Below are 25,192 nucleotides of genomic sequence, written 5' to 3'. Positions count from 1 at the left end.
ACAGGTACGGCCCGTTGGTTGGGCATTATGGTCGGTCGCTGCCGAGACTCTTCCGACCGGAACGCCCACCTAGGCCTCGAGCAGTGATCTCATCTGGGCCACGAAAGGGCGGCGGGAGACCACTGAGAGATAGAGCCCGAACCGGCGCCGCAGCCCCGTCGGGATCTCATCGATGATGCCGCGCAGCGCTTGGGCGGATTGACCGTTCGGGTGGTGGAAGTGGGGGAGGAGCACATCGTAGAGAGTCCTCTCCTCCCGTGTGATCGGCAGTGATCGGATTCGCTGCCACTCATCGTCGGCGAGAGCGATCTCATGGACGTCGAAGTCATCATCGGCGATCCACCGCCGTCGCGGAAGGGTGATGAAGCTCAGCGGGGTCGGCACTCGTCCCAGCCCGCGATGGACCCACCAGGCGCTGTCATGAGAGAGGACGAGACCGGGCGGTACGAGCGAATGCAGAGCCTCCATCCGGTCCTCCGGAGAGAGGATCGCCCCCTTGCGCACCCACGTGGTCTCGGTCAGACGGATGAGCAGACCGTCGAGAGTGAGCTCGGTGAGATGCTCGTACCCGTAGTCACGCAGATGAAACAACGCCTCCATACACCGACTATCGCCGGGTACGGAGGCGTTGGCAAGGGGTCGCATCGAGCCTGTGGACAGACACCGACTCGAACGCCGCTGTCTGTGGATTCAGTCGAGTTCGGCGGCCGTCTGCGCCAGCTGGTCACGCCAGGCGCGACGGGCATCGAGGGCGTCCTGTGCCTCGGCGACGGCCTTGTCGTCACCGCCGGACTTCGCGTCCTCGAGCTTCCTCTCGAGCTCTGTGATCGAATCGTCGAGCTGGCTCAGCGCTCCGGAGGTGCGGGCCTTCGTCTCCGGGTTGCTGCGCTGCCATGCGGCTTCCTCGGCCTCCGACAGTGCCCGCTCGACCTCGCGCAGACCGTTCTCCATCCGCGAGACGTCGGCCCGGGGAACCTTCCCGGCTTCCTCCCACTCGTCCTGAATGGTGCGCAGTTCCCGCTTCGCGGCCACCGGGTCGGTGATCGGCAGCAGCGCCTGCGCCTTCTTCAGCAGCTCCTCCTTGACGACGAGGTTGCCCTTGTACTCCTCGTCGAGCGCGGCGTTCTCCGCGTCCCGGGCCGAGAAGAACACGTCCTGAGCGGCACGGAACCGTGCCCACAGTGCGTCATCGTCCTTCCGGGAGGCGCGCGGGGCACGCTTCCACTGCGTCATGAGGTCTTTGTACTTCTGCGACACCGTGCGGAAATCGGTCGAGGCCGAGAGCGACTCCGCCTCGGCGACGATCTTCTCTTTGATCCGCTTGCCCTCGGCATTGACTTTGTCGAGCTCTGCGAAGAACTCCTTGCGCTTGTGCTCGAAGGTGTTCCGGGCCTGGGAGAACCGGCCCCACAGCTCCTGATCGACCGAACGCGGCAGACGCGGTCCGGTGCGCTGCATGTCCTTCCACTGCGCGAAGAGCTCACGCAGACGCGCACCCGACTGCTTCCACTGGATCTTCGACGGGTCCTGTTTGGCCAGGGACTCCGCCTCGGTGACGAGTTCCTCCCGCTCCTCTGCGGCGGCGAGCTTCGCTGCCTGAGCCTTCGCGGCCTGGCGGGACTCGGTGGATTCGGCATCGGAGATGAGAGTGTCCAGCGTCGCACTCAGCCCCTTGAGATCGCCGACGACATTGGCCTCGGGCAACGACTCCTTGAGCGTCGTGGCCGCGGCCACGATCTCGCGTCCCGGGGCACCGGCAGACAGACGATTGCGCAGCAGAGCCGCACTCTCGACGAGCTCGACGTACTTCTTCGCGAAGTACTCGAGCGCCTCGTCGGGGGTGGCATCCGGGTACTGTCCGACCGCACGCTCACCCTCGGTCGTCGTGACGAATACGCTGCCGTCTGCATCGGCGCGACCGTGCGTCACCGCGCGCGCCACCTCGGCGTCGTGGTCGATATGGCTGGCATTGACCACCTGTGCCGCCTGCGGGCGGGGCAGAGACGACGGGCGGGGGGTCGGCTTCGGTGTCGGGGTCGACATGGTTCTCACCTTGTTTCCATCGGTCGAACCGGCAGGTCTTCACACCCGCCGATCACTCGATTGTGGGATAGACGTTATCCCAGCATAACCATCAGGACGCTGCCAGATAGACTTTGCACATGGATGTATTCACAACCCACGCCGAATTCCTCGACGTCAACTGCTATGCCGTGCGAGCCGAGGGCCGCAGCGACTGCATCCTCATCGATTCCGGTTACGACTGCGCACCGGGTCTCGAGCGCCTCCTGGCCGAGGAGGAACTGGACCCGCAGGCGATCTTCCTCACCCACGGCCATCCCGATCACATCCTGGGCCTGACCAACGTGCTCGCACGCTGGGACGTGCCCGTCCACCTCGGCGGGGCCGATCGGTACCGGCTCGACGATCCGGCTTCGACGCTCAGCCCCCAGTTCGCTCCGATGCTCGCGCCACTCGTCGCCGACTGGACGACCCCGGATGTCATCGACGTGCACGACGGTCGGAGCTTCGAGATCGCGGGACTGACCATCACGGCCGTCGCCGCACCGGGACACACCGAGGGCTCGACGCTGCTGCGCGTGAGCGACGGCGACGAGGAGATCATCTTCACCGGCGACGTCGTCTTCGCCGGGGCCATCGGCCGCGTGGACCTGCCCGGGGGAGATGCCCAGGCGATGCAGGACTCACTGCGGCTCTTCGCCGACCTGCCCGACGTGCCCATCTATCCTGGACACGGTCCGGCCTCCCGCGTCGGTCGGGAACTGGCCTCGAATCCCTTCTTCTGACCACGAGCGCCCACCACAGCAAGAACCACATCGCACCGAAAGCAAGGAGCACCATGGCGAAGTCAGCCCGTCTGTCCGGATTCCCGGAACGGCTACCGGCCGAACGCGTGATCGAGAAGACCATCATCGACACGCTCGAACACACCTTCGCTCTGCACGGGTTCTCCGCCCTCAACCACCGCGCCGTCGAACCGATCAGCCAGCTGGCCAAGGACGGGGAGATCGACAAGGAGATCTTCGCCGTCTCCCGTCTGCACTCCGACGGCGCCGAGCGCAATCCGCTGGGACTGCACTTCGACCTCACCGTGCCGCTGGCCCGCTACATCGCCGACAATGCGAACGAACTGAGCTTCCCGTTCAAGGCCGCCCGCGTCCAACCCGTCTGGCGAGGCGAACGGCCGCAGGCCGGCCGCTACCGCGAGTTCATCCAGGCCGATATCGACGTCATCGCCGATGGTGAGCTGCCCGGCCACTTCGAGGTCGAGATCCCCCTGGCTGTCGCCGACGCCTTCAGACGCCTCGCACCATTGGGCGTCCCGGGCATCAAAATCGTCGTCAACGATCGTCGCCTGCTCGAAGGCTTCGCCCGCGGCATCGGACTGACGAACATCCAGGCCGTGCTGCGGTGCCTGGACAAATACGACAAGATCGGGCCCGACGAGGTCGCGAAGCTGCTCGCCGCCGAGGCCGGCGCCGATGAGAAGCAGCAGCAGCTGTGCCTGCAGCTGGCCGCCATCGAATCGGACTCTCCGGACTTCGCCGACGAGGTCCGCGCCCTCGGCGTCGAACACCCGCTGCTCGATGCCGGCCTCGACTCGCTGACGACGATGCTGCGCGCCGCCCACGAGCGGGCTCCGGGCGTCGTCGTCGCCCAGCTCAAGATCGCTCGCGGACTCGACTACTACACGGGAGCCGTCTACGAAACGCAGCTGATCGGTCACGAGGAGCTCGGCTCCGTGTCCTCCGGCGGTCGATACGACTCGCTGGTCACGGTCGGGAAGAAGAACTATCCGGGTGTGGGCATGTCCATCGGCGTCTCCCGTCTGATGGCATTCATCCTCGGCGAGGACTCGAACATCCGCGCCACCCGCGGCACGCCCTCGGCGGTCGTCGTGGCCGTGACCGACGAAGCCCGTCGGGGCGAAGCCGATGCCGTGGCCACCGAGCTGCGCGCCAGGGACATCCCGTGCGAGGTCTCGCCGAACGCCGCGAAGTTCGGCAAGCAGATCCGCTACGCCGAACGCCGCGACATCCCCTTCGTGTGGTTCACCGACGGAGAATCCGGTCACGAGGTCAAGGACATCCGCTCCGGCGAGCAGTCCGCGGCCGATCCGGCCACCTGGACCCCGCCCGAGGACGACCTCTGGCCACGGGTCTACGGGACCTGAACACGTTCACCGGTCGTGCCCGCACCCGTCGTCGAGGCGAGTGCGGGCCGCCGGTCGTGAGCGACTATCATTGGTCACGCGCTGAACATCAACATCACTAAGGAGCCCTAGGTGCTGCGAAGCCACGAAGCCGGAAGCCTGCGAGCCGCGAACGCAGGAGAAACCGTCACCCTCACCGGGTGGGTCGATCGTCGTCGCGATCACGGAGGTGTGGCCTTCATCGATCTGCGTGACGCTTCGGGAATCGTGCAGGTCGTCGTCCGCGAGGACGACGCCCACCAGCTGCGCAATGAGACCGTCGTCAAGGCCACCGGCACAGTCTCCCCGCGTCCCGAGGGCAACACGAACCCGAACCTGCCCACCGGCGAGATCGAGATCGTCGACACCGCCGTCGAGGTGCTCTCCGAGGCCGCGGCCCTGCCGTTCCAGGTCTCGGATCACGCCGAGGACTCCGGCACCGTCGGTGAAGAGACTCGCCTGCGCTACCGCTACCTCGACCTGCGCCGGTCGGGTCCGGCGAAGTCGATCCGTCTGCGCTCCGACGTCAACAAAGCGGCACGGTCGGTCCTCGATGCTCATGACTTCGTCGAGATCGAAACCCCGACGCTGACGAAGTCGACGCCCGAGGGCGCCCGGGACTTCCTGGTCCCCGCACGTCTCAAGCCGGGCTCCTGGTACGCCCTGCCGCAGTCGCCGCAGCTGTTCAAGCAGCTGCTCCAGGTCGCCGGCATGGAACGCTACTACCAGATCGCCCGCTGCTACCGCGACGAGGACTTCCGCGCCGACCGTCAGCCCGAGTTCACCCAGCTCGACATCGAGGCCTCCTTCGTCGAGCAGGACGACATCATCGCCCTGGCCGAGGAGATCCTCACGGCTCTGTGGAAGCTCATCGGCTACGACATCACCACGCCGATCCCGCACATCACCTACCACGAGGCGATGGAGAAGTACGGTTCGGACAAGCCCGACCTGCGCTTCGGCCTCGAGCTGACCAACCTCACGGAGTTCTTCGCCGACACCCCGTTCCGCGTCTTCCAGTCCGACTACGTCGGCTCCGTCGTCTACCCCGGCGGCGGTTCTCTGCCCCGCCGTCAGCTCGACGCCTGGCAGGACTGGGCCAAGCAGCGCGGCGCGAAGGGCCTGGCCTACGTGCTCATCGGTGAGGACGGCACCCTGTCGGGTCCCGTGGCCAAGAACATCTCCGATGCCGAGAAGGCAGGCCTCGCCGAGGCGGCCGGAGCAAACCCGGGCGACGCGATCTTCTTCGCCGCCGGGTCCCCGAACGACTCCCGCGCCCTCCTCGGTGCTGCCCGCAACGAGATCGCCGAACGCACGGGACTCATCAAGGACGGCGACTGGGCGTTCGTGTGGGTCGTCGACGCGCCGCTCTTCGAATCCGCCGCCGATGCGCAGGCCGCCGGCGACGTGGCCGTCGGCGGAGGACAGTGGACCGCCGTCCACCACGCCTTCACCGCGCCGAAGCCCGAATTCCTCGATTCTCTCGAATCCGATCCCGGTGCCGCCCTGGCCTACGCCTACGACATCGTGTGCAACGGCCACGAGATCGGCGGAGGCTCGATCCGCATCCACCGCAAGGATGTGCAGGAGCGCGTCTTCACGATCATGGGCATCACCGAGGAAGAGGCGCAGGAGAAGTTCGGCTTCCTCCTCGAGGCCTTCAAGTTCGGTGCACCCCCGCACGGCGGCATCGCCTTCGGCTGGGACCGCATCGTGTCCCTGCTGGCCGGGGTCGATTCGATCCGTGAGGTCATCGCGTTCCCGAAGTCCGGCGGCGGATTCGACCCGCTGACCCAGGCTCCGGCTCCGATCACCGACGCCCAGAGGGCCGAGGCCGGCGTCGACTACGAACCGGAAGACGACGACACCGAGTCCTGATGAGCCAGGAACCGAATCTGTTCTCCGACGGCCCGGACCAGGAATCACCTGGCCCGGGCTTCGCCGGTTCCTCCGGATCCTCGTCGACCGGGCGGGCGCTCGATCCGCTGGCGGTGCGGATGCGTCCACGCACCATCGCCGAGGTGGTCGGACAGGAGCATCTGACGTTCCCCGGATCCCCGCTCAACCAGCTCGTCGAAGCCAGCGGGGGAGACCGGGCGGGGGCCTCCTCGGTGATCCTGTGGGGTCCTCCCGGGGTCGGGAAGACGACGCTCGCACACGTGATCTCGCACGCTCCGGGACGCACCTTCGTCGAACTCTCGGCGATCACCGCCGGGGTCAAGGACGTCCGCCAGGTCATCGAGAACGCCCGCCGCGAACGTGAGATGTACGGCAGAACGACCGTGCTCTTCCTCGATGAGATCCACCGCTTCTCCAAGGCTCAACAGGACGCACTGCTTCCGGCGGTGGAGAACCGCCTCGTCGTGCTGGTGGCGGCCACGACGGAGAACCCGTCGTTCTCGGTCATCTCCCCGCTGCTGTCCCGTTCGCTGCTGCTCACCCTGCGGCCGCTCGACGACGAGGCGATCGGCAACCTCCTCGATCGTGCCGTCGAATCCGATCGCGGCCTGGCCGGCGGCTTCGAACTCAGCGACGAAGCACGGGCCTTCATCGTCCGCATCGCCGGTGCCGATGCCAGGCGGTCCCTGACAGTGCTCGAGGCCGCCGCAGGCATCGCTGCCGCTCAGGCCGAGGACGACACCCCGCCGATCCTCATCACCGAGGGGGCCTGCGCCGAGGCGAGCAGTGAGACGGTGCTGCGGTATGACAAGAACGGCGATCAGCATTACGACGTCGTCTCCGCGTTCATCAAATCCATCCGCGGCTCGGATGTCGACGCCGCACTGCACTATCTGGCGCGGATGATCGTCGCCGGTGAGGACCCGCGCTTCATCGCCCGCCGCGTCGTCATCTCCGCCGCCGAGGACATCGGCATGGCCGACCCACAGGCGCTGCCCATCGCCGTGGCCGCCTCGACGGCGGTGCAGAACATCGGCATGCCCGAAGGGCGGATTCCCCTCGCCGAGGCGGTCACCTACCTGGCGCTGGCTCCGAAGTCGAACGCGAGCTACCGGGCGCTCGATGCCGCGATCGCCGATGTCAAGAACGGTCTGGCCGGGCAGGTCCCCACTCATCTGCGCGACGCCCACTATCCGGGTGCGAAGGAACTCGGCCACGGTGAAGGCTATAAGTACTCGCATGACTTTCCGCACGGGGTTGCGGATCAGGAGTACCTGCCCGAATCACTGCGCGGCAAACGCTATTACACCCCGACGGGCAACGGCATGGAGCGGTCCATGGCGGAGAGGTTGGAGAACCTGCGGCGCCTGCTCCGGCCCTGATAGCTTTGACATAGACGCGGCGGCGAAGACGCCCGCTGAGACAGCGGCCGAGCGAGGAGGACGGCATGGCAGACATCGTCATCACCATCGCCGCCGCCCTGGCCTTCGGCATCCTCGCCCACGAGATCCGCATCCCACCCCTCGTCGGGTTCCTCGCCGCGGGATTCTGCCTCCACCTCTTCGGCTTCACCGCCTTCGCCGGTCTGCAGGAGTTCTCCGACCTCGGCGTCGTGCTCCTCCTGTTCACGATCGGCCTGAAATTCGACCTGCGCTCCCTGCTCCAACCCGAGGCCCACGGGACCGCGCTGCTGCACATGGTCACGGTCGTCCTCCTCGGCGCCGGAACCATCGGGTTCGCCACCGTCATCGGCGTCGTCAGCGTCGGTGGGGGTTTCGGCACGCTGGCTCTGCTGGGATTCGCGCTCTCGTTCTCCTCGACGGTCCTCGTCGTCAAGGTCCTCGAGGACCGGTCGGACGACGGCTCCTACTATGGTCAGATCGCCATCGCCATCCTGGTCCTGCAGGACCTCGCCGCCGTCGCCTTCATCACCATTGCCGGTGAGGAGCCGCCCAGCCCCTGGGCACTGGCACTGCTCCTGCTCATCCCCGCGGTCTGGGTGCTGCGGCGGATCCTCGATCGGATCGGCCGAGGCGAACTCCTCGTCCTCTTCGGCGTGGTCATGGCCCTGGGTCCGGGATACGTCGCCTTCGAATCCGTGGGTATCCACGGCGACCTCGGTGCCTTGGTCCTCGGTCTGCTCTTCTCCACCCATCCGCGCGCCGTCGAGATGTCGAAGTCCCTCTTCAGCGTCAAGGAGCTCTTCCTCGTCGGCTTCTTCGTCGTCATCGGTCTGCAGGCGGTCCCGACCTGGTCCGACCTGTTCATGGCGTTCCTCCTGTGCGCGGTCCTGCTGCCGTTCAACTTCGTCAGCTTCTTCCTCATGGGCAGGCTCTTCGGGCTGCGCAACCGCACGAGCGTGCGCACGAGTCTGGCACTGAGCAACTTCTCCGAATTCGCTCTCATCGTCGTCGCCGTCGGCATCGACAGCGGCCTGTTCGACGGCGACTGGCTGACCATCACCGCACTGGCCGTGGCTCTGGGCATGATCATCTCCTCGCTGGCCAACGCCTACAGTCTGCAGATCGTGGCGAAGCTCGACGAGGTCCTGCCCGACGAGAACGAAGCCCGGCTGCGCAGGAACGACCGACCGCTCGACACCGGCGCCGCCGAAGTCGTCGTCCTCGGGATGGGGAGGATCGGGCGCGGCGCCTACGAACGATTCGTCGAACGCGGCGACAGCGACGTCATCGGCATCGACAACGACCACCTCGTCATCGAGGCACTGCGCGAGGACGGCTTCACCGTCCTCGAAGGCGATGCCACCGACCACGAATTCTGGCACCGCCTCGTCGTCGGCGGCACAGCGCACACCGTGGTGTTGGCCATGGCACTGCACGATTCGAACACCTTCGCGCTCGAACAGCTGCGCATCGCCGACTTCCCGGGCACCATCGCCGCCGTCGTCCAACGTCCCGATCAGGCCGACCACTTCGTCAAGGCCGGAGTGCACGCGGTGATCAACATCTACAGCGGCTCAGGGGCGGCCGTGGCCGATGCCGCGATCGACTGCCACGGCCGGTGAGCCGCCGTCGCCGGAAGGGTCGGCAACATCACAGCGGCAGTCGCGCCGATCGGCTTTGCGGCGCGGGTCGTGCACCCGCTAAGATAGGCAGCTGTTGTGCCTGCACCCTAAAGGCGGTCGGTGCGAGCGGATCTCGACGCTCAATCCCTCTTTCCCATCCGGGGAAACAACGGTCGCGTTCGGGGCGAGAACCTCAAAGGGCCCTTCGTGACAGAACACATTGATGAAAGGTAATACAGTGCCAGCACCAGCACGTAATCGCCGCATGACGCGTCTCTCGCGCGCCCTCGGCATTGCTCTGACACCCAAGGCCGAGAAGTACTTCGAGCGTCGTCCGTACCCTCCAGGCGAGCACGGACGCGCCCGTCGTCGCAACGACAGCGACTACTCGGTCCGCCTCAAGGAGAAGCAGCGTCTGCGCGCGCAGTACGGCATCCGTGAGGCCCAGATGCTCAAGACCTACAAGGAAGCCAACCGCCTCCCCGGCCTGACCGGTGAGACCATGGTCGAGCTCCTCGAATCGCGTCTCGACGCCCTCGTCCTGCGTTCGGGCTTCGCCCGCACCATGGCCCAGGCCCGTCAGTTCGTCGTCCACCGTCACATCACGGTCGATGGACAGCGCGTGGACCGTCCCTCCTTCCGCGTGAAGGAAGGTCAGACCATCCAGGTGCACGAGCGTTCGGCATCGATGGATCCGTTCCAGGTCGCCGCCGCCGGTGGTCACAAGGACGTCCTGCCCGCAGTTCCGGGCTACCTCAACGTCAACCTCGAGGGCCTGCAGGCGACCCTGCTGCGCACCCCGAAGCGCGAAGAGGTGCCGATCACCTGCGACGTTCAGCTCGTCGTCGAGTTCTACTCGCGCTGATCGCCTGAACACAGGCCATCGCGCCACCACGACTGCCCGGGACCGATGGTTCCGGGCAGTCGTCTATTCACCACCCGCTGCGCAGAGGCGGCCGCCGCGCGGACCGGTATCGGTGTCGATCAAGGCGGAGCGCGGATGTGGAATGGCCGACGGGTCCACAGATGCGCTGCGCCTTGAACGAGGAGAAACCGGCCGCAGAACCGCTGGCAGCGGGTCGGGCGCGGCGGGACGGCGTCGACGCCCCGCCTTCGGCACGCCGCGCGACCTCGCATATTGCGGCGGAGCCATTAAACTAGTCCCTGGTAAGTGCGGATACGCATGAGTAAGTGCGGTGACGCACCGGCAATACGCGAAAGGTCTTGGATTGAAGACGGCAGAGATCAAACAACGCTGGTTGGACTACTTCGAAGCGAACGGGCACACCGTGGTCCCCTCGGCGTCGGTGATCAGCTCCGATCCGTCCATCCTGTTCAACATCGCAGGCATGGTCCAGTTCATCCCGTACCTCACCGGCCGCGAACCCGCCCCTTTCAACCGCGCCACGAGCGTGCAGAAGTGCGTGCGCACCGGAGACATCGAAGAGGTCGGCAAGACCACCCGACACGGCACGTTCTTCCAGATGAACGGCAACTTCTCCTTCGGTGACTACTTCAAGCGCGACGCCATCAAGTTCGCCTGGGGCCTGCTGACGAACTCCGTCGACGACGGCGGACTCGGCTTCGCCCCGGAGCTGCTGTGGGCGACCGTGCACGAGGACGACACCGAGACCATCGACATGTGGCTCGAAGAGACGTCGATCCCACGTGAGCGCATCCAGCTGCGCGACAGCGAGGACAACTACTGGCACACCGGTCAGCCAGGTCCCGGCGGCTACTGCTCGGAGATCTACTTCGACCGCGGCCCCGACTACGGTGTCGACGGCGGCCCGGTCGCCGATGAGGACCGCTACATCGAGATCTGGAACCTCGTGTTCATGGAGTTCGAACTCTCCGAGGTCCGCTCCAAGGTCGATTTCGACGTCGCCGGCGAACTGCCCGCGAAGAACATCGACACCGGCATGGGACTCGAACGTGTGGCGTTCCTGCTCCAGGGTGTGGAGAACATGTACGAGATCGACGAGGTGTTCCCCGTCATCGAGGCCGCCAGCCGGCTGTGCGGTCGGGCCTACGGTGACGACGAACACTCCGATGTGCAGATGCGCGTCGTCGCCGACCACGTCCGCTCCTCGCTCATCATCATCGGCGACGGAGTCCGCCCCGGCAATGAAGGCCGCGGCTACATCCTCCGCCGCCTGCTCCGCCGTGCCGTGCGCGCCATGCGTCTGCTCGGAGTCAAGGACGAGGTCCTGCCCGAACTCCTCCCCGTCTCGATGCAGGCGATGAAGCTGTCCTACCCGGAGTTGGAGACCGACTTCGACCGGATCTCCCGCATCGCCTACGCCGAGGAGAAGGCGTTCCTGCGCACCCTCGAATCCGGCACCCAGCTGTTCGAGAACGCCGCCGGATCGCTGTCAGGGACGAACAAGACCATCAGCGGAGACGTCGCCTTCGCCCTCCACGACACGCACGGATTCCCCATCGACCTCACCCTTGAGATGGCCTCCGAGGCGGGACTGAACGTCGACGAATCCGGCTTCCGCTCCCTCATGGATGAACAGCGCACCCGCGCCAAGGCCGATGCGAAGGCGAAGAAGGGCGGCGGACACACCGACCTCTCCGCCTACTCGGCCCTGCTCGACGAGGGGCAGAGCGAATTCGTCGGCTACGACCAGCTCGAAGCCGATTCCCGCGTCCGCGGAATCGTGTCAGGCGGCGTCGCGACCGAAGTGCTCACTACCGGGCAGAGCGGCGACGTCATCCTCGACCTCACCCCCTTCTACGCCGAATCCGGCGGCCAGCGCGCCGACGTCGGCCTCATCAAAGGCCACGGCTTCACCGCCCGCGTCACCGATGTGCAGAACCCGATCAAGGGACTGCCCGCCCACCACGTCGAGGTCACCGACGGTGAGCTCCACGTCGGCGACGAGGTGCTCGCCAGCGTCGACCACGATCACCGCTTCCAGGGATCCCAGGCCCACACCGCCACCCACCTCGTCCACGCCGCCCTGCGGGAGATCCTCGGCAGTCACGCCGTCCAGGCCGGTTCGCTCAACCAGCCGGGCTACATGCGTTTCGACTACTCGTTCCCCGAAGCCCCGAGCACCCAGATGCGCGGCGAGATCGAAGAGGTCGCCAACCTCGCAGTGCGGTCGAACTACGAGGTCGGAACCGAATACATGCCCTTCGATGACGCCCGGAAGTCCGGCGCCATGGCACTGTTCGGAGAGAAGTACCCGAACGTCGTGCGTGTCGTCGACATCGGCGGGCCCTTCTCCCGCGAACTCTGCGGAGGCACCCATGTGGGAGCCTCATCCGAGGTCGGCCCGATCTCCGTGCTCTCCGAAGCCTCCGTCGGCTCGGGAGTCCGCCGCATCGAAGCCGCCGTCGGCATGGACGCCTTCCGTTCCCTGGCCGCCGAACGCACCATCGTGTCCAACCTCTCCGAGATGCTCAAGGTCCCCGGCACCGACGTGCCGGGCCGGGTCTCCGACTTGATGACCCGGCTCAAGGACGCGGAGAAGGAGATCTCCCGCCTCAACGCTCAGCAGCTGCTCGCCAGCGCGGGCAAGTTCCTCGACGACGCACAGACCGTGGGGGAGACCCTCTTCGTCGTCGCCGACCTCGGCGAGATCGGCAACGCGGGAGACATCCGCACCGTCGTGACCGATCTGCGCGGACGTGTGAGCGACCGTCAGGCCGTGGTTCTCGGCCTCGGCGTGACGGGCGGCAAACCCGTCGTCGTCATCGCCACCACCGAGGCGGCCCGCACCGCCGGTCTGCAGGCCGGCAGGCTCGTGTCCCTGGCCTGCGGCGAGCTCGGCGGCGGAGGCGGCGGCAAGCCCGACCTCGCCCAGGGCGGCGGCAGCGACCCAGCCGCGATCCCGGCCGCCATCTCGGCCGTCAAGGCGGCTATCCAGTGACATTCCGCCGAGGTCGTCGCTTGGGCCTCGACATCGGTTCGGTGCGGATCGGGGTCGCCGCCAGCGACCCCGAAGGGATCCTCGCGACCCCGCTGACCGTCGTGCGGCGCAAGGACGAACCGGCGGCGCTGCGAGAGCTGCGCGAGGTCGTCGCCGAGTACGAACCGATCGAACTCCTCGCGGGGGACCCGAAGTCCCTCGACGGGGCCGCTCGCGCGGCAGCCGCCTCGGCGCTGGAATTCGCTCGCAAGGTCGCCGCGGCGACCGGCACACCCATCCGCCTCGTCGACGAACGCTTCACCACCGTCGAAGCCCACCACGCCCTCGCCGCGGCCGGGAAGTCCTCCCGCCAGCGGCGAGAGATCGTCGACGCACAGGCAGCCGTCATCATCCTTCAGAACGCCCTCGAGTTCGAACACAACACCGGTGTCCCCGCCGGACGTGAGATGCCCGACGAGGAGAGTGAACAATGAGCCCGCTTCCCACTGAGTTCTCAGCAGACGAAGGTCTGAGCCGATCCGAGGTGAGAGCGAAGAAGCGGCGGCGGATGCTGCGCCGGCGGCGGACGACGACGATCATCGTCATCTGCATCCTCGTCTTCGGAATCGGCGGCTTCTTCGGCGTCAAGGCCGCCGGGGGAGTCTTCGACGACCTCTTCGGTCCCAAAGGCGACTACGAGGGACAGGGCACCAACGAGGTGTCCATCGACATCGCTCCCGGCTCCTCGGCCCGCACCGTGGCCAACCAGCTCGTCGAGGAGGGTGTGATCATGAACTCCGAACCCTTCCTCGACGAGGTCGAACGCCGTGAGGCGACCATCCAGGCCGGCACGTGGACGATGCGGGAGAAGATGAGTTCGAAGGCCGCCGTCGAAGCGCTCATCAATCCCATCGCGCCTCCGCGGATCACCGTGGCCGAAGGCAAGCAGGTCGAAGAGATCAAAGCGATCATGATCGAATCCGGGATGAACGCCGACGAGGTCGACAAGGCCATCGACGACAAGACCCCGAAGGACTACGGCCTCGAGATCGACGCCCCCAGCCTCGAAGGCTACCTCTACCCGGCGACCTACGATCTGGACAAGACGAAGACAGCAGAGGACGTCGTCCAGGAGATGGTCGACAAGACCGAGTCCGAACTCGACGAGTTGGGCATCGAGGACAAGGACGCCAACCGCATCCTCACCATCGCCAGCCTCGTGGAGAAGGAGTCCCCGGGCGATGAAGAGGTGCGCAAGAAGGTCGCTCGCGTCTTCCTCAACCGGATCTCCGATCATTCGAAGACGGGCGGACTGCTGCAGTCCGATGCGACGGTCGCCTACATCCACGGAGCCCGCTCGGACCTGACGACGACGAAGAAGGAACGCCAGTCCGATTCGCCGTACAACACGTACAAGAAGAAGGGCCTGCCTCCCGGACCCATCAACGCTCCGAGCTCCGGTGCGGTGGAAGCGGCGCTCAACCCGTCGAAGGGCGACTGGCAGTTCTTCGTCGCGACGAACCCGGACACGGGTGAGACGAAGTTCGCGAACACGTACGACGAACACCAGAAGAACGTCGAGATCTATCGCAAGTGGCTCAAGGACCACAACGGGAACGGCGATAAGGAGTGAGGATCCTCGCCGCTGTGCTCGGGCGGCCCATCGACCATTCGAAGTCGCCCCTGCTCCACCGTGCCGCCTTCGCCGCGCTGGGCCTGACGACGAGCGAATACGGTCGCGTCGACCTCGGTGCCGATGAGCTCGAGGACTTCCTCGACTCGCACCCTGACGAGACCGGGTTCTCGCTGACCATGCCGCTCAAGGGCCGCCTCGTGGAGCTGGCCGCAGAACGCGGCTGGTCGATCGACGACACCGCCGCGCTGACCGGTGCGGGCAACACCGTCGTGCGCTCGGGTGAGCAGATTCAGGTGGCGAACACAGATGTGCGCGGCATCGTCGGCGCGATCGCCCCGCACCTGAGTGTCGCCGAGGGCGAGGGAACCCGCGGTGCGGGAGCCGGACGGGCGACGATCCTCGGTGCGGGTGCGACCGCCGCCTCGGCGCTCGTGGCCTGCCGGGACCTCGGCATCACCGAGGTCGAATTCCTCGTCCGCAGTCCCGACCGGGCCCGGCGGGTGGTCGAACTCGCCGAACAGATCGGGCTGTCCGCCTCCCTTGCCCCGCTCGAGCGGATCGGCCCCTCGGCGATCGTCATCTCCACCCTTCCCGCCGAGGCGGCCCCGCACCTCGAGTGGGACGCGTCCTTCACCGCCGGCGACGTGCCCAGCGGCGATGTGCACAGCGGCGTCGCCCTCGACGTCGCGTACGCCGAAGCCTCTTCCTTCCTCGCCGCCGCAGCCGCACACGGACTGCTGCCCGTCGACGGGACCGCGATGCTCGTCGAACAGGCCGTCGCCCAATCCGAGATGTTCGTCGCGGCGGCAGCGATGCCGTTCGACCTGCCGACCGGGCAGGAGCTGCGGGACCGGATCTCTGCGGCCATGTACTCCGCGCTGCGAGACACCGCGGCCGCCTCCCGGGACTGAGCCGAGGCAGAGACTGTGGACACCGGGGTGCTGCACGCAATGGTCATCGGTCTCACGGTGCTCATCGCCCTCGCCGTGGGACTGGTGCTTGCCAGAACCACCCGATTCTGGCTCAACGACGAATCCCAGCTCGAACAGCTGGAGAGGTCCACGATCTCCCGGGCCTGGGTGCCCGTGCTCGCCGGCCTCGTCCTCGCCGCCGTCGCTGCGTGGGCTTTCCCGCTCCACCAGATCGTCGCCGGAGACGGCGGGTGGAGCGCCTACGCACCGCTGAGCGGGACCACATTCACCCCGCCGCAGCCGAACTCGGCCGACCGGATCGGCACCGCCTGCTTCCTCGGACTCGTCGCCGGAACCACCCCGTTCCTCTTCACCACCGACATCCTCGTGCGCCGACTGCCCGACCGGATCACGCTCCCGACCACCCTCCTCGGACTCGCCGCGATCATCATCGGCTCCACCCTCGGCGCCTCCCACATGTGGTTCACGGCCTTCTTCTCCGGCACCATCGCCCTCATCGCCTTCGGACTCCTCCACCTGCTCGGCCGGCTGCTGCGAAAGAAGACGATGGGTCTGGGAGACGTGAAGCTGTCCTTCATCGTGTTCGCCACTGCCGGACTCTTCGACCCGTGGGCACCGGCCGTGGTGTTCGTGGCGATGATGCTCATCGCCGGTGTCTGGGCACTGCTCGGAGTGCTCCGCGCCCGCCGCCTGCGCGGGGTGACGATCGCTTTCGGGCCCGCGATGCTATCCGGAATGTGGCTCGGGTCGGTGACCGCCCCATTCGTTTTGTAGAATCGGTGGAATGTTGAGATGGCTGACTGCAGGCGAATCCCACGGCGAGGCGCTGACCGGGATCATTGAAGGGCTTCCCGCCCATGTACCGATCACCAGGGACGATATTCGAGCGAGCCTGGCCAGGCGTCGACTCGGCTACGGCCGCGGCGCGCGAATGAAGTTCGAAGCCGACGAGGTGCGTCTCCTCGGCGGCGTCCGCCACGGCACAACGCTCGGCTCACCCGTGGCCATCGAGGTCGGCAACACCGAATGGCCCAAATGGGAGACCGTGATGAGCGCGGACCCCATCGACGAATCCGAGCTCGAGGGCCTCGCCCGCAACGCTCCGCTGACGCGGCCCCGTCCCGGACACGCCGACGTCGTCGGCATGCAGAAGTACGCCTTCGACGAGGCCCGTCCCGTGCTCGAACGCGCCTCGGCCCGCGAGACCGCGATGCGGGTCGCCCTGGGCACCGTGGCTGCGAAGTTCCTCGGCGAACTCGGCATCACGCTCGTCTCCCACACCGTGGCCATCGGCACGGCCGAACACTCCGCCGATGCCGCACCCGACCTGCCGACCGCCGCCGACGTCGACGCCCTCGACGCCGATCCCGTGCGCTGCTTCGACGCCGAGCTCTCGGCCGCAATGGTCGCCGAGATCGACGCGGCGAAGAAGGCCGGGGACACCCTCGGCGGAGTCGTCGAGGTCCTCGCCTACGATCTGCCGCCGGGACTCGGCTCCCACGTGCACTGGGACCGGCGTCTCGACTCCCGCCTCGCCGGCGCCCTCATGGGCATCCAGGCCATCAAGGGCGTCGAGGTCGGAGACGGCTTCCTCACCACGAAACGACCGGGTTCGCAGGCGCATGACGAACTCGAGGTCGGCCCCGACGGATTCCGCCGCACCAGCAACCGCGCCGGCGGCACCGAAGGCGGTATGTCCACGGGCGGTCCGCTGCGGGTGCGCGCCGGGATGAAGCCCATCGCCACGGTGCCCCGTGCGCTGTCCACCGTCGACGTCACCACCGGCGAGGCGGCGAAGGCCAACCACCAGCGCTCCGACGTGTGCGCGGTCCCGGCATCCGGCGTCGTCGCCGAGGCGATGGTCGCCCTCGTCCTCGCCGAGGCCGTCGTCGAGAAGTTCGGCGGAGACTCGGTGGCTGAGACGAAGCGGAACCTGGACGCCTACGTCGCGGCCATTCCGGAGAACCTCCGCATCGGACGATGAACGAGACCCCGATCCCGAAACCGGTTCCGCCCCTGGAACCGGTTCCCGCCGCGCTCTCACGCATCGTGCTCTCCGGTCCTCCCGCCGCAGGGAAGTCGACCATCGGGCGGCTGCTCGCCGACCGCTTGGGCCTGCCGCTGATCGACACCGACGCGAACATCGTCGAACAGTACGGAGTCATCGCGGAACTGTTCGTCGAACGCGGGGAGGACCATTTCCGACGCATCGAACGCGAAGTCGTGCGCAAGGCACTGCGCCGCCTCCTCGATCGGCCGGGCATCGTGTCCCTGGGTGGCGGAGCGATCCTCAACCCCGGCACCCGCGCCCAGCTCAAGCACCCGGCGATCAAGGTCGTCCACATCGACATCGACGTCGACACCGTCGCGCAGCGGATCAACGCCCCGCACCGGCCGCTGCTGCGCGGTGCCGGCTCCGCCGTGGAGAACTGGATGGCGCTGGTCGCCGAACGCGAACCGCTCTACGAACAGGTTGCGACCTTCCGCGTCCAGGCCTCGAACTCACCGCCGTCGACCGTGGTCAACCGCGTCGTCGACGTCCTCACCGGTCTGCGGCGGGCCGAGGAGTACGCGAAGTACGCCCACCTCGACGAGGGCGAGCCCGGCACTCGGCTGTGAGACGGCTCCGCCCATGGTCGGCAGGCGTTTCGCCGCCGCCGGACCTGCAGGACTAGGCTGGGCCGGGCAGCACCTCGCCTCGGCGAGACCCGCTCGAACACACGCGCAACGATCAGGAAGACGGACGAATGAGCACCACACGCATCGATGTCGACGCCGGCGGGACCTACCCGGTCCTCGTCGGACAGGGACTGCTGGGCGAACTGCCCGAACTGCTCGGCAACCGGGTGGAGAAGGTTCTCGTCATCCACCCACGGGCTCTGCGCACCACCGGCGAGACCGTCCGCGACGACCTCGCGGCGACCGGATTCGAGGCCGTGGCCGCGGAGATCCCCGACGCCGAAGAGGCCAAACACATCCAGGTCGCCGCCTTCTGCTGGCAGGTGCTCGGACAGTCCGACTTCACCCGCACCGACGCCATCGTCACCGTCGGCGGAGGTGCGGTGAGCGACCTCGGCGGTTTCGTCGCCGCCACTTGGCTGCGCGGCATCCGCGTCATCCACATCCCCACTACGGTCCTCGGCATGGTCGACGCCGCCGTCGGCGGAAAGACCGGCATCAATACCGCCGAGGGCAAGAACCTCGTCGGCTCCTTCCACGCCCCGGCCGGTGTCCTCGTCGACCTTGACACGCTCGCGACCCTGCCGGAGAACGAACTCTTCACCGGCCTCGCCGAGGTGGTCAAGACCGGCTTCATCGCCGACCCCGCCATCCTCGACCTCGTCTCCTCCCATTCGAAGGAGGAGATCGGCGACGTCGGCGGGCCCGTCCTGCGCGAACTCATCGAACGGTCCATCCGCGTCAAGGCCGATGTCGTCTCCGACGACTTCGAGGAGTCCGGGCGACGAGAGATCCTCAACTACGGGCACACGCTGGCCCACGCGATCGAACACAAGGAGCGCTACCAGTGGCGCCACGGAGCCGCCGTGTCCGTGGGAATGGTCTTCGCCGCCGAGGTCGCCTCGATGGTCAAGAGCCTCCCGTACGAGACCGTCGACCTCCACCGCGAGCTGCTGAGCAAGCTCGGCCTGCCCACCGGATACCGCTCCGATGTGTGGCCGCAGCTGCTGGACACGATGAAACGGGACAAGAAGGCCCGCGGAGCGATGCTGCGGATGGTGCTGCTGTCCGACATCGGCGAACCCTCGACCGTCGAGATCCCCGACGCCTCGATCCTCCACACCGCCTACCAGGAGATCGGCGAGACGTCACCGACGGTGCCGCTGCGCACCGGACTCGGCTGAGGCAGCACTCGACACGCTGACACAGCACCCAACACGCTGACACAGCACTCGACACGTGCGGATGCACGGCGCTGGGCGGGCTTGCTAGAATCGTCCAGGAATGAGTCTCACCTGCCCTCCTGCAGGGCGGCGGAGATGCCTGACCAATCGGCGATCATCGATCGGTGATCCGTTATGACGCGAAGAAGGACGAATTAGTGGCGACAACCAACGACCTGAAGAACGGCCTTGTGCTCAACATCGACAACCAGCTGTGGCAGGTGCTCGAGTTCCAGCACGTCAAGCCCGGCAAGGGGCCGGCGTTCGTCCGCACCAAGATGAAGAACGTCACCTCCGGCAAGATCATCGACAAGACCTTCAACGCCGGCACGAAGGTCGAGACGGCCAACGTCGACCGCCGCGACATGCAGTACCTCTACCATGACGGCACCGACTACGTGTTCATGGACTCGAAGGACTACGACCAGGTCAACATCTCCGCCGAGCTCGTCGGCGACGCCGCGAACTACATGCTCGAGAACCAGGACCTGCAGATCTCCTTCCATGAGGGCACCCCGCTGTCCGTGGAGCTGCCGCCCTCGGTCGAACTGACCATCACCCACACCGAACCCGGCCTCCAGGGCGACCGCTCGACCGGCGGATCGAAGCCCGCGACGCTCGAGACCGGCTACGAGATCCAGGTGCCGCTGTTCCTCGAAGAGGGCACCAAGGTCAAGGTCGACACCCGCAGCGGCGACTACCTCGGACGCGTCAAGTAAGTGGCCTCGGCACGCACACGAGCCCGTCGCCGGGCTCTCGAGCTGCTCTTCGAAGCCGGGCAGCGACGACTCGCGATCGACGAGCTCGTCACCATGCGGTCGAACGATCCCGACTACCCCATGAAGGAATACGCGGTCGAGATCGTCACGGGCATCACCGAGAAGCAGGAGGAGATCGACGAGATCATCTCCACCTACGCGCAAGGCTGGACGCTCGACCGGATGCCGGCCGTCGACCGGTCCCTGCTCGAGATCGGCACGTGGGAGATCCTGTTCAACGACGAGGTGCCCGACAAGGTCGCCATCGACGAGGCGGTCTCGCTGGCCCGGCAGTTTTCCACCGATGACTCACCCGGGTTCGTCTCGGGCCTGCTCTCACGCATCCTCGACGTCAAGCCGACGCTCATCTGACGCAGGCGGGTCCGCACTCCGGACCCGCCTGCGAGAGCGCCTCGCACGAGGTCTACAATCGAATCGAACCACTCCTTTAACCACCGTCCGGAGAGGCGGAGAAGGGGAACCATGACACAGCGAACAGTGCTGGACGCAGCTGATGTCTCACGGGCGGTCACCCGCATCGCGCACGAGATCATCGAGTCCAACAAAGGCAGCGAGGACATCGTCCTGCTCGGGATTCCGCGCCGCGGAGTCCCGCTGGCCCACCGGCTCGCCGAGGCGATCGCCGCGATCGAAGGCAGCCCTGCCTCCGCCGGCGAACTGGCCGGAAGCCTCGACATCACCATGTACCGCGACGATCTGCGCGGCGGCTCCTACCGGGCACCCGAGCCCACCTCGATCCCCGCCGCGGGCATCGACGCGAAGACCGTCGTCCTCGTCGACGATGTGCTCTTCTCTGGCCGCACCATCCGCGCGGCGCTCGATGGCCTGGCCGATCTCGGCCGGCCCTCGAAGGTGAGACTCGCGGTCCTCGTCGACCGCGGCCACCGCGACCTGCCGATCCGGGCCGACCACGTCGGCAAGAACCTCCCGACGTCCAGCAGCGAACGCGTCAACGTCTCCCTGTCCGAGATCGACGGAACCGATGCCGTGACCATCTCGGGAGGTCGCGAATGAAGCACCTGCTCGACACCGCATCACTGTCCCGCGAGGACGCCATCGGCATCCTCGACATCGCCGAGGAGATGGCGTTGGTCTCCCAGCGCGAGGTCAAGAAGCTGCCCGTGCTGCGCGGTCGCACGGTGGTCAACCTCTTCTTCGAGAACTCGACCCGCACCCGCCTGTCCTTCGAGGCCGCGGCGAAGCGACTCTCCGCCGATGTCCTCAACTTCTCCGCGAAGGGCTCGTCGGTGTCCAAGGGCGAGAGCCTGCAGGACACCATCCAGACGATCTCGGCGATGGGCGCCGACGCGATAGTCGTCCGCCACTCCGGAGCCGGTACGGCCCATCGCCTCGCCCACACCGGGTGGATCGACGTGCCCGTCGTCAACGCCGGAGACGGCACCCACGAACACCCCACCCAGGCTCTCCTCGACGCCTTCACCCTGCGTCGGGCACTGGCCGGGGTCCCCGCCTCGGGGCCGGTGTCCGGAGGACCCCGCGGGGCCGGCCTCGACGGGGCGAAGGTCGCCATCGTCGGCGACGTCCTCCACTCACGAGTGGCACGGTCGAATGTGCACCTGCTCGACCGCCTCGGCGCCGACGTGCACCTCATCGCCCCGCCCACGCTGCTGCCGTGGGGAGTGGAGAACTGGCCGGTGACCGTCCACTACGACTTCGATGCCGCACTGGCCGCCGCTGACTTCGCGGCGGTGATGATGCTGCGCGTCCAACACGAACGCATGCACGAGTCGTTCTTCCCCAACGCCCGCGAATACGCGCGGCTGTGGGGGCTCAGCCCCGCCCGACTCGAGACCCTGCCCGAGAGCACGTTCATCATGCACCCGGGCCCCATGAACCGCGGCTTCGAGATCTCCGCCGCCGCAGCGGACTCACCCCGCGCCCTCGTTCTCGACCAGGTCGAGAACGGTGTGAGCGTGCGCATGGCGGTCCTCTACCGCCTGCTGACAGGTCAGGAGGAGACCAATGTCTGACTACCTCATCCGCGGAGCGAACGTGCTCGGACGCGGAACCGCCGATATCGCCATCCGCGACGGACGCATCGTCGATCCCGAACTCCTCGACGCCACCTCCGCCGAGGTCATCGACGCCGCGGGGCTCGTCGCCCTGCCCGGCCTCGTCGACATGCACACGCATCTGCGCGAACCCGGCAAGGAAGACGCCGAGACCGTGCTCACCGGATCCCGCTCGGCCGCAGCCGGCGGCTTCACGTGCGTGCACGCCATGGCGAACACCGCCCCCGTGGCCGACACGGCCGGCGTCGTCGAGCAGGTCCACCGGCTGGGCCGCTCGGCCGGCTTCACCGAGGTCGTGCCCGTCGGCGCCGTGACCATCGGCCTCGAAGGCCGACAGCTGGCCGAACTCGGTGCGATGGCCAGATCGGCCGCACGGGTGCGGATGTTCTCCGACGACGGCATCTGCGTCTCCGACCCGCTGCTGATGCGCCGCGCCCTCGAATACGTCAAGACCTTCGACGGCATCATCGCCCAGCACGCCCAGGAACCGCGGCTGACCGAAGGCGCGCAGATGAATGAGGGGGAGGTCTCCGCCGAACTCGGACTGCCCGGCTGGCCCGCGGTCGCCGAGGAGTCGATCATCGCCCGCGACGTCCTGCTCGCCGAGCACGTCGGCTCCCGACTGCACGTCTGCCACGTCTCGACCGCCGGCAGCGTCGACCTCATCCGCTGGGCCAAGGCCAGAGGAGTGGCCGTCACCGCCGAGGTGACCCCGCACCATCTCATGCTCACCGATGAACTCGTGCGCACCTTCGACCCCGTCTACAAGGTCAACCCGCCGCTGCGCACCGACTCCGACGTCCACGCCCTGCGTGAGGCGCTGGCCGACGGCACCATCGACGTCGTCGGCACCGACCACGCGCCGCACACCGCCGAACACAAATGCAGCGAATGGACCGCGGCGGCCATGGGCATGGTCGGCATGGAATCGGCGCTGTCCATCGTCGTCGAGGCGATGAAGGGCCACGACTTCGACTTCGGCGACGTCGCGCGTGTGATGTCCGCGGCGCCGGCGAGGATCACCGGCGCCTCCGGTCACGGCAGCCTCGAGATCGGGGCGAGCGCGAACATCGTCCTCGTCGACCCGAACCGACCGCACCGCATCGAACCCGCAGATCACGCCACGAAGGGCCGCAACAACCCCTTCGCCGGCATCGAGGTGAGCGCTGCGGTCACCGACACCTTCTTCTACGGCCACCGGGTACTGGCCGCAGGAGCACTGACAACACCCCACCCGGCAGGAGCAACATGGACCGATCAGTAGGCACCCTCATCGTCGCAGTCGTCATCCTCCTGGTGATCATCGCGATCGCCTGGGGATGGAGCCGACGCAAGCGGGCGCAGTCCGATGTCGCCACCCCGCCGAAGCCGCATCTGGGGATCACTCCTGTGGCCGATCCCGTCGAAGGCTCCTATGTCTCGACGACGAAGGCCGGGCACCCGCTCGAACGCGTCGCCGTGCACGGGCTGGGCATCCGCACCACAGGAGAACTCGTCATCACCGACGGGGGAGTGATCATGGACCTCGCCGGACGTGAGGACTTCCTCATCCCGCGCCGTGACATCGTCTCCGTCGACACCACCTCGGGGATGATCGGCAAGTTCGTCGAACGCGGCGGCATCGTCCGCATCACCTGGCGGCTCGGCGACACCCTCGTCGACACCGGCTTCCGAGCCCGCTACGCCGCATCCACCGCCCCCACCGTCGACCGCATCCGTGAAATGATCGAAGAGGCACAATGAGCTTTTCCACCACCCCCGCAGTCCTCGTCCTCGAAGACGGACGCACCTTCTCAGGCTCCGCATACGGCAGCGTCGGTGAGACCACCGGTGAGGCCGTGTTCGTCACCGCCATGACCGGCTACCAGGAGACCCTGACTGATCCGTCCTATCATCGGCAGATCATCATCCAGGCCGCCCCGCACATCGGCAACACCGGCGTCAACCGCACCGACGACGAATCGGGCCGGATCTGGGCCGCCGGATACGTCGTCCGCGACGCCTCCCGGATCTCCTCGAACTGGCGTTCCGAAGGAGACCTCGCCGACTGGCTGAACGAGTCCGGCATCGTCGGCATATCCGATGTCGACACCCGCGCCCTGACCCGGCATCTGCGCGACAAGGGAGCGATGCGCATGGGCATCTTCTCCGGACCTGCCGCCGAGGCCCCCGCCGACGAACTGCTCGCACGCGTCCAGGCCGCACCCGAGATGGCCGGTGCCAACCTCGTCGACGAGGTCACCACCGAGCAGGCGAGGCTCATTCCCTCCCGAGGGGAGAAGCGCTTCAGCGTCGCCGCCGTCGACCTCGGCATCAAATCGATGACACCCGAACGCATGGCCGAACGCGGCATCGACGTCCACCTCGTTCCGGCCTCGATCACCGTCGAGGAGATCCAGTCACTCGGCGTCGACGGGGTCTTCTTCTCCAACGGGCCCGGCGACCCCGCGACCGCCGATGACCAGGTGGAGCTGCTGCGCGGCGTCCTCGACGCACGCCTGCCGTTCTTCGGCATCTGCTTCGGCAATCAGCTGCTCGGTCGGGCGCTGGGCTTCGGCACGTACAAACTGCCCTTCGGACACCGCGGCATCAACGTGCCGGTGATGGACCGCACGACGGACAAGGTCGAGATCACCTCGCAGAACCACGGTTTCGCCGTCGACGCGCCGCTGACGGGGGAGACGACCGCCCCGCACAGTCCCGACTACGGGCGGGTCATCGTCTCACACGTGTGCCTCAACGATGATGTCGTCGAAGGCCTCGCCTGCCTCGACATCCCCGCCTTCTCCGTCCAGTTCCATCCCGAGGCCGCGGCCGGGCCGCACGATTCGAGCTACCTGTTCGATCGCTTCATCGACCTCATGACCGCTTCCCAGGCCGATTCGGCTGCCCAGGCCTAAGGAGAGACCA

At 67.1% G+C, this 25,192-nt stretch carries 23 protein-coding genes; 21 read left to right on the top strand and 2 right to left on the bottom strand.

Going from position 1 to position 25,192, the window contains the following annotated elements:
• Positions 1–69 precede the first annotated feature (69 nt).
• Both J9314_RS10305 and J9314_RS10300 read right to left on the bottom strand, forming a co-directional pair.
• Positions 70–600, bottom strand: coding sequence for a hypothetical protein (locus tag J9314_RS10305; protein ID WP_210602331.1), 531 nt, complete (start codon positions 598–600; stop codon positions 70–72).
• 90 nt (positions 601–690) lie between these two features.
• Positions 691–2,043, bottom strand: a complete 1,353-nt coding sequence (locus J9314_RS10300; protein ID WP_210602330.1) for a DUF349 domain-containing protein — start codon at positions 2,041–2,043, stop codon at positions 691–693.
• 119 nt (positions 2,044–2,162) lie between these two features.
• Here J9314_RS10300 and J9314_RS10295 point away from each other — a divergent pair, with 119 nt between their 5' ends.
• From J9314_RS10295 to carA, 21 genes are all read left to right on the top strand, one after another.
• Positions 2,163–2,807, top strand: a complete 645-nt coding sequence (locus J9314_RS10295) for an MBL fold metallo-hydrolase (protein ID WP_210602329.1) — start codon at positions 2,163–2,165, stop codon at positions 2,805–2,807.
• 53 nt (positions 2,808–2,860) lie between these two features.
• Complete coding sequence (hisS, locus tag J9314_RS10290) at positions 2,861–4,195, top strand: histidine--tRNA ligase (protein WP_210602328.1); 1,335 nt, start codon at positions 2,861–2,863, stop codon at positions 4,193–4,195.
• Positions 4,196–4,306: 111 nt separating this feature from the next.
• Positions 4,307–6,091, top strand: a complete 1,785-nt coding sequence (aspS, locus tag J9314_RS10285) for an aspartate--tRNA ligase (RefSeq protein ID WP_210602327.1) — start codon at positions 4,307–4,309, stop codon at positions 6,089–6,091.
• Positions 6,091–7,494 carry a replication-associated recombination protein A gene (locus J9314_RS10280; protein WP_210602326.1) on the top strand — a complete coding sequence of 468 codons (1,404 nt, stop codon included), beginning with the start codon at positions 6,091–6,093 and terminating at the stop codon, positions 7,492–7,494. The genes aspS and J9314_RS10280 overlap by 1 nt, the downstream gene beginning before the upstream one ends.
• Before the next feature lie 65 nt (positions 7,495–7,559).
• On the top strand, positions 7,560–9,137 hold the full coding sequence (locus tag J9314_RS10275) for a cation:proton antiporter family protein (protein ID WP_210602325.1): 1,578 nt from the start codon (positions 7,560–7,562) through the stop codon (positions 9,135–9,137).
• A gap of 223 nt (positions 9,138–9,360) precedes the next feature.
• Positions 9,361–10,002, top strand: coding sequence for a 30S ribosomal protein S4 (gene rpsD, locus J9314_RS10270; RefSeq protein ID WP_373563639.1), 642 nt, complete (start codon positions 9,361–9,363; stop codon positions 10,000–10,002).
• Positions 10,003–10,366: 364 nt separating this feature from the next.
• Complete coding sequence (alaS, locus tag J9314_RS10265; protein ID WP_210602324.1) at positions 10,367–13,021, top strand: alanine--tRNA ligase; 2,655 nt, start codon at positions 10,367–10,369, stop codon at positions 13,019–13,021.
• Entirely contained in the window at positions 13,018–13,494 is a 477-nt protein-coding gene (ruvX, locus tag J9314_RS10260) for a Holliday junction resolvase RuvX (RefSeq protein WP_181273450.1), read from the top strand. The genes alaS and ruvX overlap by 4 nt, the downstream gene beginning before the upstream one ends.
• Positions 13,491–14,633: an endolytic transglycosylase MltG gene (gene mltG, locus J9314_RS10255; protein WP_210602323.1), complete on the top strand. Its 1,143-nt coding sequence runs from the start codon at positions 13,491–13,493 to the stop codon at positions 14,631–14,633. The genes ruvX and mltG overlap by 4 nt, the downstream gene beginning before the upstream one ends.
• Positions 14,630–15,547: a shikimate dehydrogenase gene (locus tag J9314_RS10250; RefSeq protein WP_210602322.1), complete on the top strand. Its 918-nt coding sequence runs from the start codon at positions 14,630–14,632 to the stop codon at positions 15,545–15,547. The genes mltG and J9314_RS10250 overlap by 4 nt, the downstream gene beginning before the upstream one ends.
• Before the next feature lie 15 nt (positions 15,548–15,562).
• Complete coding sequence (locus tag J9314_RS10245; RefSeq protein ID WP_210602321.1) at positions 15,563–16,342, top strand: prepilin peptidase; 780 nt, start codon at positions 15,563–15,565, stop codon at positions 16,340–16,342.
• A gap of 10 nt (positions 16,343–16,352) precedes the next feature.
• Positions 16,353–17,552: a chorismate synthase gene (gene aroC / locus J9314_RS10240; RefSeq protein ID WP_210602320.1), complete on the top strand. Its 1,200-nt coding sequence runs from the start codon at positions 16,353–16,355 to the stop codon at positions 17,550–17,552.
• Entirely contained in the window at positions 17,549–18,187 is a 639-nt protein-coding gene (locus tag J9314_RS10235; protein WP_181273455.1) for a shikimate kinase, read from the top strand. The genes aroC and J9314_RS10235 overlap by 4 nt, the downstream gene beginning before the upstream one ends.
• 128 nt (positions 18,188–18,315) lie before the next feature.
• Positions 18,316–19,431: a 3-dehydroquinate synthase gene (gene aroB / locus J9314_RS10230; RefSeq protein ID WP_210602319.1), complete on the top strand. Its 1,116-nt coding sequence runs from the start codon at positions 18,316–18,318 to the stop codon at positions 19,429–19,431.
• 197 nt (positions 19,432–19,628) lie between these two features.
• Complete coding sequence (gene efp, locus J9314_RS10225) at positions 19,629–20,189, top strand: elongation factor P (RefSeq protein ID WP_181273457.1); 561 nt, start codon at positions 19,629–19,631, stop codon at positions 20,187–20,189.
• Positions 20,190–20,600, top strand: coding sequence for a transcription antitermination factor NusB (gene nusB / locus J9314_RS10220; RefSeq protein ID WP_181273458.1), 411 nt, complete (start codon positions 20,190–20,192; stop codon positions 20,598–20,600).
• Between the two features lie 111 nt (positions 20,601–20,711).
• The gene (gene pyrR / locus J9314_RS10215; protein ID WP_210602318.1) at positions 20,712–21,263 is read left to right on the top strand and encodes a bifunctional pyr operon transcriptional regulator/uracil phosphoribosyltransferase PyrR; all 552 of its coding nucleotides are present in this window, start codon (positions 20,712–20,714) and stop codon (positions 21,261–21,263) included.
• Positions 21,260–22,240 carry an aspartate carbamoyltransferase catalytic subunit gene (locus tag J9314_RS10210; protein ID WP_210602317.1) on the top strand — a complete coding sequence of 327 codons (981 nt, stop codon included), beginning with the start codon at positions 21,260–21,262 and terminating at the stop codon, positions 22,238–22,240. Before pyrR ends, J9314_RS10210 begins: the two co-directional genes overlap by 4 nt.
• Positions 22,233–23,546: a dihydroorotase gene (locus J9314_RS10205; protein ID WP_210602316.1), complete on the top strand. Its 1,314-nt coding sequence runs from the start codon at positions 22,233–22,235 to the stop codon at positions 23,544–23,546. Before J9314_RS10210 ends, J9314_RS10205 begins: the two co-directional genes overlap by 8 nt.
• Complete coding sequence (locus J9314_RS10200; protein ID WP_166972090.1) at positions 23,531–24,025, top strand: PH-like domain-containing protein; 495 nt, start codon at positions 23,531–23,533, stop codon at positions 24,023–24,025. Before J9314_RS10205 ends, J9314_RS10200 begins: the two co-directional genes overlap by 16 nt.
• On the top strand, positions 24,022–25,182 hold the full coding sequence (gene carA, locus J9314_RS10195) for a glutamine-hydrolyzing carbamoyl-phosphate synthase small subunit (protein WP_210602315.1): 1,161 nt from the start codon (positions 24,022–24,024) through the stop codon (positions 25,180–25,182). The genes J9314_RS10200 and carA overlap by 4 nt, the downstream gene beginning before the upstream one ends.
• Positions 25,183–25,192: the final 10 nt, after the last annotated feature.

The organism is Brevibacterium oceani (assembly GCF_017948325.1).
Classification (GTDB): domain Bacteria; phylum Actinomycetota; class Actinomycetes; order Actinomycetales; family Brevibacteriaceae; genus Brevibacterium; species Brevibacterium oceani.
The sequence above is the reverse complement of the archived record's forward strand: the minus strand, read 5'-3'. Positions and strand labels throughout refer to the sequence as shown.

Bases quoted from the DNA above. Each gene is read 5' to 3' on its own strand.
- carA (WP_210602315.1), top strand. From the start codon at position 24,022: ATGAGCTTTTCCACCACCCCCGCAGTCCTCGTCCTCGAAGACGGACGC.
- J9314_RS10305 (WP_210602331.1), bottom strand. From the start codon at position 600: ATGGAGGCGTTGTTTCATCTGCGTGACTACGGGTACGAGCATCTCACC.
- J9314_RS10210 (WP_210602317.1), top strand. From the start codon at position 21,260: ATGAAGCACCTGCTCGACACCGCATCACTGTCCCGCGAGGACGCCATC.
- J9314_RS10300 (WP_210602330.1), bottom strand. From the start codon at position 2,043: ATGTCGACCCCGACACCGAAGCCGACCCCCCGCCCGTCGTCTCTGCCC.
- J9314_RS10295 (WP_210602329.1), top strand. From the start codon at position 2,163: ATGGATGTATTCACAACCCACGCCGAATTCCTCGACGTCAACTGCTAT.
- pyrR (WP_210602318.1), top strand. From the start codon at position 20,712: ATGACACAGCGAACAGTGCTGGACGCAGCTGATGTCTCACGGGCGGTC.
- J9314_RS10280 (WP_210602326.1), top strand. From the start codon at position 6,091: ATGAGCCAGGAACCGAATCTGTTCTCCGACGGCCCGGACCAGGAATCA.
- rpsD (WP_373563639.1), top strand. From the start codon at position 9,361: ATGAAAGGTAATACAGTGCCAGCACCAGCACGTAATCGCCGCATGACG.
- aroC (WP_210602320.1), top strand. From the start codon at position 16,353: ATGTTGAGATGGCTGACTGCAGGCGAATCCCACGGCGAGGCGCTGACC.
- J9314_RS10275 (WP_210602325.1), top strand. From the start codon at position 7,560: ATGGCAGACATCGTCATCACCATCGCCGCCGCCCTGGCCTTCGGCATC.
- aroB (WP_210602319.1), top strand. From the start codon at position 18,316: ATGAGCACCACACGCATCGATGTCGACGCCGGCGGGACCTACCCGGTC.
- hisS (WP_210602328.1), top strand. From the start codon at position 2,861: ATGGCGAAGTCAGCCCGTCTGTCCGGATTCCCGGAACGGCTACCGGCC.
- J9314_RS10200 (WP_166972090.1), top strand. From the start codon at position 23,531: ATGGACCGATCAGTAGGCACCCTCATCGTCGCAGTCGTCATCCTCCTG.
- J9314_RS10235 (WP_181273455.1), top strand. From the start codon at position 17,549: ATGAACGAGACCCCGATCCCGAAACCGGTTCCGCCCCTGGAACCGGTT.
- mltG (WP_210602323.1), top strand. From the start codon at position 13,491: ATGAGCCCGCTTCCCACTGAGTTCTCAGCAGACGAAGGTCTGAGCCGA.
- J9314_RS10205 (WP_210602316.1), top strand. From the start codon at position 22,233: ATGTCTGACTACCTCATCCGCGGAGCGAACGTGCTCGGACGCGGAACC.